The sequence below is a fragment of the Camelimonas sp. ID_303_24 genome, assembly GCF_053543495.1.
Window position 1 is genome coordinate 73005 of the sequence record NZ_JBLLJM010000010.1, and the last position, 14562, is coordinate 87566.

The following is a 14562-nucleotide window of genomic DNA, read 5'->3' on the forward strand; positions in this document are numbered from 1 at the left end:
AAAGCCTGCCTGCAAATCGCATATATGTGGGATGCGCGGACAAATTTCAGCGTCACCATGATCACATTGCACCCTGGCCCCAGCTGGCCGCCCAGCCGCATCCCGCCCCGTCGCGCGCCCTGGCGACAGCCAGGCCATGAAACGCAGAACATATGGCGCTCCGAATGATTCCCGCGGCAACGGGTTCAGTGCGCCTCTTCCCAATTGCCGGCGGCGCGCGCGTCCACGCGCAGCGGCACGGCCAGCGACAGCAGCGGCAACGGCGCCTCCTCCATCACCTTGCGCGCCAGGGCGATGGTCTGGTCTGCCTCCGCTTCCGGAACCTCGAAAATCAGTTCGTCATGCACCTGCAACAGCATGCGGCCGGTCAGACCCGCATCAACCAGCGCCGCGTCCATGCGCGTCATGGCGCGGCGGATGATGTCGGCGGCGCTGCCCTGGATCGGCGCATTGATGGCCTGGCGCTCCACCGCCGCGCGTTGCGACGGATTGGACGAGGCAATATCCGGATAGTGGCAGACGCGCCCGAACAGGGTGGTGACGTAGCCCTGCTCCCGGCAGGCTTTTTTGGTCTCATCCATATAATCGCGGATACCAGGGAAGCGCTCGAAATAGCGCTTGATATAGGCCCCTGCCTCCTCGCGCGGAATGCCGAGCTGCGCCGCGAGGCCAAAGGCGGAAATGCCATAGATGATGCCGAAATTGATCGCCTTGGCGCGGCGGCGGATCATCGGGTCCATGCCTTCGACAGGTACGCCGAACATCTCCGAGGCGGTCATGGCGTGAATATCGACGCCCTCGGCGAAGGCCCGCCGCAACTGGGGAATGTCGGCGATGTGCGCAAGAATGCGCAATTCGATCTGCGAATAGTCGGCCGAAATCAGCTTGCAGCCCGGCTCGGCAACGAAAGCCTGGCGGATTTTCCGGCCTTCCTCGGTGCGCACCGGAATATTCTGCAAATTGGGCTCGGACGACGACAGCCGCCCGGTCGTGGTGGCCGCCAGCGAATAGGATGTGTGCACCCGGCCCGTCTGCGCATTGACGTAGCCCGGCAACGCATCGGCGTAGGTGGACTTCAGCTTGGCCAGCTGGCGCCATTCAAGAATGCGGCGCGGCAGCTCGTGGCCCTCGTCGGCCAGCTCCTCAAGGAAACGGGCGCCGGTGGCCCATTGCCCGGTCGGCGTCTTGCGGGCGCCGGGCAACTGCATGCGGCCGAACAGGATGTCGCCGAGCTGTTTGGGCGAGCCAAGATTGAACTTCTCGCCGGCCAGTTCGTGGACCTCATCCTCAAGCCGCGCCAGCGACTGGGCGAACTCGCCGGAGAGGCGCGACAGCATCTGCCGGTCAATGGCGACGCCACGCTCCTCCATGGCCGCAAGCACGGCGACCAGCGGGCGCTCCAGGGTTTCGTAGACCTGGGTCTTGCTTTCGGCGACGAGGCGCGGCTTCAGCACCCGCCACAGGCGCAGGGTGACGTCCGCGTCCTCGGCGGCGTATTCCGACGCCCGGTCGATGGGCACCAGATCGAAGGTCACCGCGTTGCGGCCGGAGCCGGCGACATCCTTGTAAGCGATGCAGGTGTGCCCGAGCAGGCTCTGGGCCAGCGCGTCCATGCCGTGGCCGCCGGGTCCAACGCGGCCAGCGTCGAGCACATAGGACATCAGCATGGTGTCGTCGTAGCCGCTGACGCGGATGCCGTAACGGGCGAACACCAGCATGTCGAATTTGAAATTCTGCCCGACCTTGAGGACGTTGGCGTCCTCCAGCAGCGGCTTCAGCAGGGCGATGGCCTCGGCCTGCGCGATCTGCTGCGGCAGCAGGCCCTCGCTGAACAGATCGGCGCCGCCGCGATGCAGCAGCGGGATGTAGCAGGCCCTGCCGGGCGCCGTCGCCATGGACACGCCAACCAGATCGGCGGCCATGGCGTCGAGGCTGTTGGTTTCGGTGTCGACAGCGACAATCCCGACCTCGCGGGCGGCGGCGATCCAGCGTTGCAGGGCCGCAACGTCCGTCACGGTCTCATAGCCGCTGCGGTCCACCGGGGCGCCAGCGCCTTCCAGCCGCCGCGCGGCGGCAAGCGCCGCGGGCATTGAACCGGCCGCAGGCATTGAACTGGCCGCAGGCGCTGAGCCCGCCACGGCCATGGAAGCAGCCGCGGACATTGCCGGAGCGGCCGCAGGGGTGGCGCCGGCCGCAGGCCCGGACGCCGCCGGCGCGCCGGCATCTGATGGCGGATCGCCCGCCACGCCGGCCGGCCCGTACACGCCCGCCACCAGCTCCGGGTCAGGATCAATGGCCGCCGCGTCCACATCGAACAGCTCGGAGGCGCGCTTCACCAGCTGGGTGAACTCCATGGCCTTGAGGAAGGCGACCAGCCGTTTCGGATCGAAATCGACAATACGGTGCGCGTCCAGCGGCGTCGGCACCGGCGTGTGCGTATCCAGCGTCACCAGCTTCAGCGACAGCCGCGCCACGTCGGCGTTGTCGAGCAGCGACTGGCGGCGCTTGGGCTGCTTGATATCCGGCGCCGCCGCCAGCAGCGTTTCCAGATCGCCATATTCGTTGATGAGCTGGGCGGCCGTCTTGACGCCGATGCCGGGCACGCCTGGCACATTGTCGGAGGCGTCGCCCACCAGGGCCTGCACGTCCGGCACCTGCTCCGGCGCGACGCCAAATTTCTCGATGACCCCTTCGCGATCCAGCCGCCGCTCCGGCCGGTAGCCTGGCTTGCCGCGCACGCCCGATTCGAAATCGTAGAAGGTGACGCCGTCGCCAACGAGCTGCATCAGGTCCTTGTCGGCGGAAACGATCAGCGTCTGGGCGCCGGCTTCGGAGGCCTGGCGGGCGTAAGTGGCGATAATGTCGTCGGCTTCCCAGCGCGGCATTTCCACCGGCGTCATGCCAAAGGCCCGCACCGCCTCACGCATCAACGGGAACTGCGGAATCAGCTCAGCCGGCGGGTCGGGCCGGTGCGCCTTGTACGCGGGGTAAAGCTCGCGCCGGAACGAATCCTCCGACTGGTCGAAGACGATGGCCAATACCGTCGGCTTCACGCCCAGGGCGCCGTCGCGCACGAACTGCAGCAGCTTGGCGCAGAACAGCCGCACCGCCCCCGTCGGCAAACCGTCGGATGGGCGGGCGTTGTAACGCCGGTCCTGGTTCATCGACTGGAAATAGGCGCGGAACACAAAGGACGAGCCATCGACCAGCAGAACCTGGTCGTCCGGCGTCAGGGCGGGGGCCGACCCCTCGGGAGCGGAAGCGTTCATGGCGGCAGTGATAGCAATTTAATTGCCGGGCAGCCATGCCCACAGGCAGTCGATTTTTAACCGACGCCAGCGCGACATGACGGCAATAACCGCCATATATCAAAGCGCTATTGGCAAACCTGCGGCCTGGCGCGCCGCCCCTGGCCGCAAGTTCGTCCCCTGCTAACCGCCCTGTTCGCTGGCGCGGGCCGCGTCCAGCAGCAGCGCGATCTCGGTCGCCGCATCAATGAACGGCTGCCGGCTGCGGAAGACATGGGACTGGACAATCGCCCCCTCCAGCGCCGCAATCGCCAGCATGGCGAGGCGCCGGCTGCGCGCCGGATCAATGCCGCCAGCGACCATGACCTCCTCGAGAACCGCGCTCCAGCCATGGAATGCGTCAGCGCCCGCCTCACGAATGCTGGGGTTGCTGGCCGCCGTTTCCAGCAGCGTGGCGGCGATGGGCGAGCCATCGTGAAAATCCGACTCCGCGATCCAGGCGCCGACCATGCCGAAATAGGTCGTCAGCAGCCGGGCGGGGTCCGGGTCGCGGGCGGCCAGATCGCGCAGGGTGGCGGCGACGCGCGATCCGGCGCGCCGGACGGCTTCCGCGCCGATGCCAACCTTGCCGTCCGGAAAATAATGATAGAGCGAGCCCTTCGGCGCGCCGCTATGGGCAAGGATCTGGTTGAGGCCAGTGCCTGCATAGCCCTGCTTGCGAAAAAGCGTGACGGCGCTGTCCAGAAGCGCTTCCCGATGTTTGCGAGGCCCTGCCATGCATCCTCTATAAGCCAGCCGGCGCGCCGCGAGAATGGGGCCGCGACGCCGGTTTCAGGCGGCTGTCAAAATGCGGTGGCGCCGTACGTCGTAATTATATAGACTGGTCTACATATAAATTGAGGAAAACGCCATGCACTCCAGCAACCCGCCAGATGGCTTTGTTCCGCATTTTCGCGATAGCGGCCTCACGGATCCATGGAAGCCGCTTTTCAGTCGCTTTGACGGCGACGCCGTGATCATCGGCCTGCGCGCGGGGCCGGCCCACGCCAATTCGCGCGGCCTGGTGCACGGCGGGCTCATCATGGCGCTCGCCGACAACGCCATGGGGTTGAGTTGTGGCCGCGCCGGCGGCGCATCCGGCCTCGTGACCGTAGCGCTCACCACGGAATTTCTCGGCATCGCCCGCCTCGGCCAGTGGGTCGAGATCCGGCCGCGCGTGCTGAAAGCTGGTCGCTCGCTGTGCTTTGCCGCCGCCGACATCGTGGCCGACGGCGTTGCCTGCGCCCATGCCAGCGCCACATTCAAAACCGCCACCTGCAAAACCGCCGTCTGACCGGCGCCCCCTCCACACGAGACGCCCCTCACCACTTATGTAGCGCCGGCACGCGCAGGCGCTCCGTTCAGGCCCGTGCGTCACCCTTGCGCCGGCGCGTCGCCACGAACACCACGAGCGCGGCGCCGACGCCGTACAGCCCCCATTTGAATGGCAGGACATCCGCCGTCTCGGACCGGATCGGTCGCACAGCGACCGCGCCGGGGCGTGACTGAACGCCGGCCTGGCCGCTGGCCTTCGCGGCCGCGATCTGCTGCGGCGACACCACCCATTCGGCGCCGCGATACTTGTCCCAGGCCATGAAGCCTCCGCCGACCACGACGCCAGCAACAAGCGCCAGAATGATGCGCGGAACGAAATTCATGCCTCTGCCCTCCTGAATATGACGCAACGGAAACGGGATACGCCACGTTTCCCCGCCCTGTCACGCCTTCGGGAGCCAGCCGCGTCTCACTTGAAATCAGGGGTTGCAGCATGCAAATCGACAGGTGGGCGGAAGCACCGCCGCGATGCGCCGCCACGCCGTCAGGAGTCGCGGACCATTCGGGAGCCTGACGATGACCATGCTGTTCCAGAATCCGCGCCCGAAACATCAGCCCCCCGAGGCCGCGACCGTTATGGCGGCGACCATCATGGCGGCGTCTGGAGCCCTCACGCGCCCAGCGGCGGGGAGCCGGCTGGCGCGCCGCTGGGGTCGCGCCACGCTCGCGGCCTGCTCCGCCCTGACCGCCGCCGTATTCGCGTTCGAGGCTGCCGAAGCAGCGTCCCGGAGCAATGCGCCACAGGCCCGCCAGGCGGCGCCGCGCGGTCAGGCCGCGCCACGCGGAGAAGTCTTCCTGAACGGCCGCTGGGTCAGTTCGTCCTGGTGTGACGCCACGGTGCCGGGGCCCGATGGCGGCCCGGGCGGCCCGGGTCGCAGCCTGTGCAACGCAAGTACGCCGCGCCGCTGAAACCCCGGCTTCCGGCGGACGGCGCTTCGACGCTCTGGCCGACGCGGCCTCCTGGCCCACCCGCCTGCCGCCGCGATGGCCCCGGCCTCTGCCCCTGACCCTCACCCTGTTTGGCGCTGGTCACGCCGGAACTGCCGTTGCGCCGCGCCTTGCAAGCCGGCGCGACGCATGGAACTGTGCGGCCATGCTGCGGGCAAGGTCCCCCGAAGACATGCGCAAGGTCATGTTTCAGGACATGTTCCAGGTCATGCGCCATGACTGTCATGTCCGCCCCCAGGGGACGCCCCGGTAAAAAGGGAGAGAAACGATGCCAGTCAATCGCCAGGTCACCATGGCCGTGCGCCCGGTCGGCGAACCCAAGCTGACCGATTTCGGAATAGTCGACACGGAAGCGCCCCAGCCCGGCCCCGGTCAGGTTCTGGTGAAAACCCTGTGGCTGTCCCTGGACCCCTACATGCGCGGTCGCATGAGCGAGGCCAAATCCTACGCCCGCTCCCTGCAACCGGGCGACGTCATTGTCGGCGGCACCGTGGGCCAGGTGGAAGCGTCCAGCAATAACGCCTTCAAGGCCGGCGACATCGTCCTCGGCTACGCCGGCTGGCAGGGCTATTACGTCACCGATGGCTCGGATCTGCGCAAGATCGACCCGGCCGCAGCGCCCATCCAGAGCCACCTCGGCGCGCTCGGCATGCCGGGCATGACCGCCTACACCGGCCTGCTCAACATCGGCCAGCCGAAGGCCGGCGAAACCGTCGTCGTCGCCGCCGCGACCGGCGCTGTCGGCGCGCTGGTCGGGCAGATCGCCAAACTCAGGGGCGCCCGTGCGGTCGGCATCGCCGGCGGCCCGGAGAAGTGCAAGCTGCTGACTGAGGAGCTTGGCTTCGACGCCGCCGTTGATCACCGCGACCCGGATATGAAAGCGAAGCTGAAGGCCGCCTGCCCGGACGGCATCGACGTCTATTTCGAGAATGTCGGCGGCGCGGTGTGGGACGCGGTGTTTCCGCTGCTCAACGACTTCGCCCGCATTCCCCTGTGCGGCCTCATCGCCCATTACAATGACACCGCCGCGCCCGAGGGGCCGGATCGCCTGCCTGGGCTGATGCGCCAGGCGCTGACAAAGCGGCTTACCATCCGCGGCTTCATTGTCTCGGATTTCGTCGCTGACGCTCCGGCGTTCCAGCGCGACATGACCCAGTGGCTCCGCGACGGCAAGATCCGCTACCGGGAAGACATTGTCGAAGGCCTCGACAAGGCGCCCGAGGCGTTCATCGGCCTGCTGCGCGGCAAGAACGTCGGCAAGTTGCTGGTCAAGGTGGCCTGAAGAGCGGGCCATTGGGGGGGCGCACGAAACGCCCCCCTGAAAACGCCCCCCAGAAACGCCCAGGCGGGGCTTGCGCATTTTTCCGGCGGGGCGCGCCGCCAGCGGCGGAAAAACGCGCCCGCCGGGCCTTGAAGCGTTGCGTCCCCGTACGGTCACGCCATGGAGTGCACGAACTCCCGCACGCCCGAGGCAATGAACTGCACGGCGATGCAGGCCAGCAGAAAACCCATGATCTTGGTGACGGCCTGGATGCCATGCTCGCCAAGAAAGCGCGCCAGCCAGTCGGAGCCAGCCAGCACGATCCAGGATATGACGCCGGTGATGACGATGCCGACCAGAACCACGGCGTAACCCAGAAGCTGGTGATCCGCCGGGATTTGCGAGCCATAGCCCATGACGATGGCGATGCAGCCCGGCCCCGACAGGCCCGGCATGGCGATCGGCGAAAATGAAATATCCACTTCCGCCCGCTTGATGGCGTCCGGCCCGCCCTTCACCGTGTCCGCCTCCGCATCGCCAGAGAACAGCATGCGGAACGCCAGCACCAGCACGATGAGGCCGCCGGCGATGCGGATGCCGGCGAGCGAGATGCCGAACAGGGCGATAATGCCGTTGCCGAGCAGGAAAAACGCCACGAGGATGGCGATGGCGTACAGCGCGGATTTGCGGGCCTGCTGCTGCCTGAACTGCGCCGTGTCCTGACGGGTCAGGCTCAGGAACAGCGGCGCCATGCTGAGGGGGTTCATGATCGGCAGCAGGCCGATCACCACCAGCAACACGTGCTTGGCGGCCGTTACGACGAGATCCATGGCTCTCCCATTCTGGCGAAGCGCTATCGGCTGCGCCTGTCCTGATTACGAAAGATGCGGGGCGCCATGCGCACTGGCCCGAAATCACCACGCGCTGGCCCGCAGGGCAAGAACAGAACCGTATCGGGCGCTGCCTTTTCCATTCATTGCGCCGTCGGCGCTTTCCGGCGGTCAGCCAGCGACCTCCCGCGCCGCGACCTCCGGCCCCGGCAACTGGCGCGCCCGCGCTTCGGCCTTGCGCTCCATGCGCCACACCGCGAGCGACAGGAGCGCCACGGGCACGCCCACCAACGCCGTGCAGATGAAAAACCAGGGATAGCCGAACTTGTCCACCAGCAGTCCGGAGGCGCCGCCAACAAATTTGCCCGGCAGCGCATAAAGCGAACTGAGCAACGCATATTGCGTGGCGGCCATGGCGGGCGAGGTCAGGCCGGACATATAGGCGATCAACACCGAACCGGCGAAGCCGCTGGCGAAATTGTCGAGGCTGATCGACAGCGTGAGCAGCGACAGGTCATGCCCCCGCACCGCCAGCCACGCGAACATCAGATTTGAGGCCGCTGCAGCCACGCCGCCGAACACCAGGCAGGGCATGACGCTGAAACGGGCCGCCGCCACGCCGCCGGCAAATGCGCCGGCGAGGCCGACCCAGACGCCGAACACCTTCGACACGCTGGCGATCTCGGATTTGGAGAACCCCATGTCGATATAGAGCGGATTGGCCATGACCCCGGCGACGAAATCCGGCAGCCGGTACAAAGCGATCAGCGCCAGGATCAGCGCCAGGGCCGCCCCCTTGCGCCGCACCAGATCGCTGAACGGCTCGACGACCGCCCCGGCCACCGTCGCCCGCCAGCCGCGGGCGCGGGCTGGGGCCGCCTCCTCCCCAAGGCGCGGCGCCGCCAGCACGCCGGCCATGCCCACCAGCATCAGCACCGCCATGGCGAGATAGGCGCTGCGCCAGTTGACGAAATCGGCGATATACAGCGCCCCGGCGCCGGCGCAGAGCAGCGCCAGCCGGTAGCCAAGCTGGTAGATGGCCGCCAGCATGGCCTGCCCGTCCTGCGGCGCGGCGTTGATGCGCCAGCCGTCCACGGCCACATCCTGGGTGGCGCTGGCGAAAGCAATCAGCAGGGCGAAGCCGATCAGCCCTGGCAGGAACCCCCCCGGATCCGACATGGCGACGCCAACCAGACCGGCCGCCACGCCGCATTGCGCCAGCATCATCCAGGCGCGCCGCCGCCCCAGCCAGCGGGCGAGCAGCGGCGGATCAAGCCGGTCCACCGCCGGAGCCCAGACGAATTTGAAAGAATAGGCCAGCGCCACCCAGCTGAGCAGACCGATTTCCGTGCGCGACACGCCAGCCTCGCGCAGCCATGCCGACAGCGTGCCAAACACGAGCAGGAACGGCAGCCCGGAGCTGAAACCAAACACCAGCATCAGGGCGTGGCGCCGGTCGGTCAGGGAGCGGAAAATGGCGGCGTAGCGTTCACGAATCGCAGGCATGCCGGAGTATGGCGCCACAGGGGGGCTGATGACGATGCGGCGCCATGCAGACAGTTCCGGGCATCGCGCGCCAGCAATGCCGGCTTGCACAATGCGCCAGCTTCCATAAGGAAAGGTCCGGCCAGTTCGCCTGGCCCCGCCGACACCGGGCCCTGTGACCCGCGCCTGGCGTTTCTGAAGCGCCGTTCGTGAATTTTGCCGTGAGTTTTGCCGGGAGCCTCGTGATGAATACCCCCGCCTCCCCGTCCGCAATCACCGGCGTCGCCGCCGTTATTGGCGCCGGCCCCGCTGGCCTGATGGCGGCGGAGCGTCTGGCTGGCGCCGGCCTCGCCGTCACCATCTATGAGCGCATGCCCAGCCCGGCGCGCAAATTTCTGATGGCCGGGCGCGGCGGGCTCAACCTCACCCATTCGGAGCCGCGCGACGCCTTCCTGCGTCGCTACGGCGCCGCGGCCCCATGGCTGACCGGGATTATCGACGCCTTCCCGCCCGACGCCCTGCGCGCTTTCTCGGCTGAACTGGGCGAACCGACCTTCACCGGCTCCAGCGGCCGGGTGTTTCCGGAAAGCTTCAAGGCCTCGCCGCTGTTGCGCGCCTGGCTGCGCCGCCTTGACCAGGCCGGCGTCGCCCTGCGCACCCGCTGCGTCTGGCGCGGCTGGAACGACGACGGCGCCCTGGCGTTCGACGGCCCGGACGGCGCGTTTTCCATCACGCCAGATGTCGTGGTTCTGGCCACCGGCGGCGCCAGCTGGCCGCGCCTTGGCGCCGACGGCGGCTGGACCGGGCCGCTGGCTGACGCCGGCGTCGCCGTCACGCCGCTGACGCCCTCGAATAGCGGCGCGCTGATCGCCTGGTCCGGCTATCTCCGGGACAAGTTCGCCGGCCAGCCGCTGAAACGCATCGCCCTCACCTGCGACGGCGTGACGGCGCGCGGCGAGGCCGTCATCACCCGCGGCGGCATGGAGGGCGGCGTGGTCTACGCCCTCTCCGGCGCCATCCGCGCCGCCCTGGCTCGCGACGGCGTGGCGCGGCTGACCCTGAACCTGCGCCCCGACCTTGAGCAGAAGGAACTGGCGGCGCGCCTCGCCGGTCCGCGCGGCCGCAAATCCGGCGCCACCTGGCTGCGCAAGGCGGCGGGCCTCGCCCCGGCGGCGGTGGCGCTGCTGCGCGAAATTGACCTCGCCGAGGGCGTCGATAGCCTGGCCAATGACGCCGGAGGCCTTGCCCGCCGCATTCGCGCCCTGCCGCTCAACGTCGCCGGCGTGGCGCCGCTGGAACGGGCCATCTCCACCAGCGGCGGCGTGGCTCTGGCGGAAGTCGACGCCCGCATGATGCTGGTGAAAAAGCCTGGCGTGTTCGTCGCCGGCGAGATGCTCGATTGGGACGCCCCCACCGGCGGCTATTTGCTGCAAGCCTGCTTCGCCCTCGGCGCGGCGGCGGCGGAAGGCGCCAAAAGCTATCTCCAGACCAGAGACTGACGCCAGATCATCTGACTTCCAGGCGGCGCGGCCCTGGCATCGCCTGCAAAGCGGCGGGATGCGTCTCAATTGCCGTTTGCCCGGGGGCGTCCGGATCTGACGCCAGGCTGCTCAGGAATATCTTTCGCCCCAGCCGCCCGGCCGGGCAAGATTTTGCAATTATTGCAGCGGCGGCGCCAGCAACCTGCGGCGCCCTTTGGTCCGGCATCGGTTTCGCCCATATAGCCGGCGCCGGCCATCCACATCCCCGCATTGCCAGACGCGCCGGACACGGCTAACAATTACCCCGCCCGCTGTTTGTGGCGGGCGATGATCTCAGGGCGGGGTGCAATTCCCCACCGGCGGTAAGCGGTTTGTCCGGGCAGCTCCTCTGGAAGCGGGCCAGGTCGCCGCAAGCCCGCGAGCGCCCTGCCTGGATCGCCGGCTACCGCCGCGCGCCGCCATGCAGGGGTCAGCAGACCCGGTGCGATTCCGGGGCCGACGGTTACAGTCCGGATGGAAGAGATCGGTTGCAGGGGCGGCCAGCCAGGCGAAGCCAAATTCGCGCAAGGCCAACGCCCGTCATGCGTCCGTATGCCCTGATTCATGCCATGGCAAACAACAGGGACGCCAATCATGAATCAACACGTGTCTTCGGCCAATATCTCCGGCGCCGCCAGCGCCCAGCGCCCCACCCGCATCGCTTTCATCCAGGCCTCCTGGCACCGCGAGATCGTCGACCAGAGCCGCGACGCTTTCCGCGCGGCGATTGCCGAAAGCGGCCGCGACGTCAGCGTCGATTTCTACGAACTGCCCGGCGCCTATGAAATTCCGCTGCTGGCCAAAAAGCTGGCGGAACAGGGCGGCCATGACGCCATCGTCGCCGCCGGCCTGGTGGTCAATGGCGGCATCTACCGCCACGAATTCGTCGCCGACGCGGTCATCTCTGGCCTGATGCGCGTGCAGCTCGACACCGGCGTGCCGGTGCTCTCGGCGGTGCTGACGCCGCTCAACTTCCATGAGCACTCTGAGCACGTCACCTATTTCTACAACCATTTCAAGGTGAAGGGCCGCGAGGCAGCCGCCGCCGCCCTCGCCGTCACCGCCGCAACCTACGGCGTCCCGGTGTCGACCGCGAGCGCCAACGCCGGCTGATCGCCGCTCCCAACTGAAGGACGCCGCCCAGGAGGCGGCCCAAAAAGACGGGCGGCTCCGAAATCCGGGGCCGCCCGTGGTGTTTGCAGAGGTTCAACCGGGCAGATGCGCCGCCAGGTCGTCAAAGGCGCGGGACGGCTGAAGCGCAAAAGTCGGGCCCGTCGCCGTAACCGCAACGCGTCATGGCCGCACGTGCTGCGGCCATGACGGGCGGGAGGACGGGCCAGTGGGGCAGACGCCCGCCGGGCAAAACGGCGCCACGTCTGGCGTTCAGGTCGGGGCGCCCGTTATCCCGCCTTCGCCCCGGCATCGGCGTCCGCCCAGGCGCAGACATGATAATGGCCATCGCCATAGGCCGTGTCGAATACCTTGAGGCGGCGGAAATAATGGCCGATGACGCACTCCTCGGTCATGCCCATGCCGCCATGCAGCTGGATGCCCTGGGCGCCCACATGGAAGCCGGCGCGGCCGATGCGGGCCTTGCTGGCTGAAACCAGCGCCCGCCGCTCATCCGCATTGGCCAGGTCAAGCGCGCCGAGGCCGCGCGCCAGGCTGGCCCGGGCCAGCTCAAGCTCGACGAACATGTCGGCGAGGCGGTGTTGCAACGCCTGGAAATCGGCCAGAGCGGCGCCAAACTGGCGGCGCGTGCGCAGGTAGTCGCGCGTCGTCCACAGCGCCTGTTCCATGGCGCCAACCGCATCGGCGCAACTGGCCATGATCGCCCGCGCCGTCATGGCGTCGAGGGCTGCGAACGCCCCGCCTTCCACGCCGATCAGCGCGTCGGCGCCAAGGCGCACGCCGTCCAGCGCGACATCGCCGACCTGCTGGTTGTCGATGGTGCGGAACGGTTTGACCGCGACGCCCGCCGTCGTGGCCGGGACACGGAACAGGCTGATCCCCTCCGCATCGTCATCGCCGCCCCCGGTGCGGGCGCTGACCAGCAACACATCAGCCGCCGTCGCGCCAGCGACCACGCATTTCAGGCCATCCAGCACCCAGCCGCCACCGTCCCGGCGGGCGCACGTCGTCACCCATTGGGTTTTGCCGCGCGCCTCCGGCTCATCATGGGCGACGGCGAAAACCGTTTCGCCCGAAACCAGCGCCGCCAGATCCGCGTTGGCGCCGCAGGCCGCCAGCAGCACCCCCGGCGCGACAATGCAGCCAATGAATGGTTCGGCAACCAGGCCCCGGCCCAGTTCTTCGGCGATGACAGCGATATCGGCGGCCCCGCCGCCATATCCGCCGGCGTCCTCCGGCAGGCCAAGCCCCGTCCAGCCCATCTCCGCGAAACTGGCCAGCACGGCGCGGATGTTGTCGCGCGTCGCCGGGCGCTTGCGCAGATTGCCGAAAGCGTCGTGCTTGCGGGCAAAGCCGGCGGCGCTGTCGGCCAGCATGCGCTGGTCATCTGTCAGTTCGCGATGGCTCGCGGTTTCCCCGCGCAGCAGCAGCCGCGCCAGAATGTTGCGCTGCACCTCGCTGGAGCCGCCATAGATGGTGGCGGCGCGCATGAACAGGAAATCCGCGACCATGTCGACCGCATGCGGCTGTCCTGGCAGATAGACGCCGGCGCGATCCTTCGGCTCGGGATAGAAGGCGGCGCCATACGGGCCCAGCACCTCCACCATCATGCGCAGGATTTCCTGCTGCAGGCGGGTGCCCTCCAGCTTCAGCACGGACGGCAAGCCGGCGTCGCCGCTGTCGTCGCCCAGGGCGAGCATCACCGCCTCTTCCAGCGCCAGCATGTCAATTTCGAGCTGGCCGAGGCGATGGCGCAGGTCGGCGCTTTCGATCAGCGGCCGGCCCCAGCGCTTTTCCACCTTCGCCATATCGCGGATCAACGCCAGGTTGCGCTTGTTGCGGGGCACGTTGGCGGTGGCCACCCGCTCATTGCCAAGCAGCCATTTGGCGTAGTCCCAGCCCCGGTTCTCCTCGCCCACCAGCTGGTCGGCCGGGACGATGACATTGTCGAAGAACACCTCGCACAGGCTTTCGCCGCCATCGATCGACTGGATCGGCCGCACGGTGATGCCCGGCGATTTCAGATCGACCAGCAGGAAGGAAATGCCCTTCTGCGGTTTGGCGTCCGGATCGGTGCGCACCAGGCAGAAGATCCAGTCGGAAAAATGCGAGTGCGAGTTCCAGATTTTCTGGCCGTTGACCACATAATGGTCGCCCTCGCGCACGGCGCGGGTGCGCAGGGAGGCGAGATCCGATCCGGCGCCTGGCTCGGAGAAGCCCTGGGACCAGTATACCCGGCCCTCGCGGATATCCGGCAGGAAGCGCGCCTTCTGCTCCGGCGTGCCAAAGCGGGCGATCACGGGGCCAACCAGGCCAACGCCCTGGACATTGTTGGTGGGCGCGCCGGCCGCCACCAGCTCGGCGTCGAAAATGTAGCGCTGCATGGCGCTCCAGCCGGTTCCGCCCTCCTCCACTGGCCAGCCGGGAACCGACCAGCCGTTGCTGTGCAGGATGGCGGAAATCTCCAGCATGTCGGCCCGGCTGGGGTGCACCGCCGTGCGGTTACGGCGCGTCAGCTCTTCCGGCAGATTGTCGCGCAGCCAGGCGCGCACGCGGGCGCGGAAGGCGTCGTTATCCAGATGTGAATCCGCATGCGCCGGAATGGCGGGGAAAATCGCGTTCATGCCCTGCTCCTGCTCCCGTCAGGCGCGCCGCTTCGTTATGTCCCGCTGGCCGGGCGCGGCGTCTGCTCGCGTCATATTGCAATGCCATCATGACAAGGGATGCGGCCGGCGTCATGGCTCATGACGCCGGCCAACCCTGCA

At 67.9% G+C, this 14562-nt stretch carries 11 protein-coding genes and 1 riboswitch; of the genes, 5 read left to right on the forward strand and 6 right to left on the reverse strand.

Features of this window, described 5'->3' with window-relative positions:
• Window positions 1–185 precede the first annotated feature (185 nt).
• Together polA and ACERNI_RS11050 are read right to left on the reverse strand one after the other, a co-directional pair.
• On the reverse strand, window positions 186–3269 hold the full coding sequence (gene polA / locus ACERNI_RS11045) for a DNA polymerase I (protein WP_448833349.1): 3084 nt from the start codon (window positions 3267–3269) through the stop codon (window positions 186–188).
• Between the two features lie 162 nt (window positions 3270–3431).
• The gene (locus tag ACERNI_RS11050) at window positions 3432–4025 is read right to left on the reverse strand and encodes a TetR/AcrR family transcriptional regulator (protein WP_448833350.1); all 594 of its coding nucleotides are present in this window, start codon (window positions 4023–4025) and stop codon (window positions 3432–3434) included.
• A gap of 133 nt (window positions 4026–4158) precedes the next feature.
• Here ACERNI_RS11050 and ACERNI_RS11055 point away from each other — a divergent pair, with 133 nt between their 5' ends.
• Window positions 4159–4581, forward strand: a complete 423-nt coding sequence (locus tag ACERNI_RS11055; protein ID WP_448833351.1) for a PaaI family thioesterase — start codon at window positions 4159–4161, stop codon at window positions 4579–4581.
• 67 nt (window positions 4582–4648) lie between these two features.
• On the opposite strand, the gene ACERNI_RS11060 is transcribed toward ACERNI_RS11055, so the two are convergent.
• A complete protein-coding gene (locus ACERNI_RS11060) occupies window positions 4649–4945 on the reverse strand; it encodes a hypothetical protein (RefSeq protein WP_448833352.1) in 297 nt (98 codons plus the stop codon).
• A gap of 193 nt (window positions 4946–5138) precedes the next feature.
• Between ACERNI_RS11060 and ACERNI_RS11065 the strand changes: the two genes are divergently transcribed.
• Together ACERNI_RS11065 and ACERNI_RS11070 are read left to right on the forward strand one after the other, a co-directional pair.
• Window positions 5139–5531, forward strand: coding sequence for a hypothetical protein (locus ACERNI_RS11065; RefSeq protein ID WP_448833353.1), 393 nt, complete (start codon window positions 5139–5141; stop codon window positions 5529–5531).
• A 307-nt stretch (window positions 5532–5838) separates the two neighbouring features.
• Entirely contained in the window at window positions 5839–6852 is a 1014-nt protein-coding gene (locus ACERNI_RS11070) for an NADP-dependent oxidoreductase (protein ID WP_448833354.1), read from the forward strand.
• A 152-nt stretch (window positions 6853–7004) separates the two neighbouring features.
• On the opposite strand, the gene ACERNI_RS11075 is transcribed toward ACERNI_RS11070, so the two are convergent.
• Both ACERNI_RS11075 and ACERNI_RS11080 read right to left on the reverse strand, forming a co-directional pair.
• Entirely contained in the window at window positions 7005–7661 is a 657-nt protein-coding gene (locus ACERNI_RS11075; protein ID WP_448833355.1) for a MarC family NAAT transporter, read from the reverse strand.
• A 171-nt stretch (window positions 7662–7832) separates the two neighbouring features.
• Complete coding sequence (locus tag ACERNI_RS11080; protein WP_448833356.1) at window positions 7833–9167, reverse strand: AmpG family muropeptide MFS transporter; 1335 nt, start codon at window positions 9165–9167, stop codon at window positions 7833–7835.
• A gap of 224 nt (window positions 9168–9391) precedes the next feature.
• Between ACERNI_RS11080 and ACERNI_RS11085 the strand changes: the two genes are divergently transcribed.
• Together ACERNI_RS11085 and ACERNI_RS11090 are read left to right on the forward strand one after the other, a co-directional pair.
• Complete coding sequence (locus ACERNI_RS11085) at window positions 9392–10645, forward strand: NAD(P)/FAD-dependent oxidoreductase (protein WP_448833357.1); 1254 nt, start codon at window positions 9392–9394, stop codon at window positions 10643–10645.
• Between the two features lie 307 nt (window positions 10646–10952).
• Window positions 10953–11156, forward strand: a riboswitch (FMN riboswitch).
• Window positions 11157–11260: 104 nt separating this feature from the next.
• Complete coding sequence (locus ACERNI_RS11090; protein ID WP_448833358.1) at window positions 11261–11779, forward strand: 6,7-dimethyl-8-ribityllumazine synthase; 519 nt, start codon at window positions 11261–11263, stop codon at window positions 11777–11779.
• A gap of 287 nt (window positions 11780–12066) precedes the next feature.
• Here the strand turns inward: ACERNI_RS11090 and ACERNI_RS11095 are convergent, their stop codons facing one another.
• Window positions 12067–14421, reverse strand: coding sequence for an acyl-CoA dehydrogenase family protein (locus ACERNI_RS11095; protein ID WP_448833359.1), 2355 nt, complete (start codon window positions 14419–14421; stop codon window positions 12067–12069).
• Window positions 14422–14562: the final 141 nt, after the last annotated feature.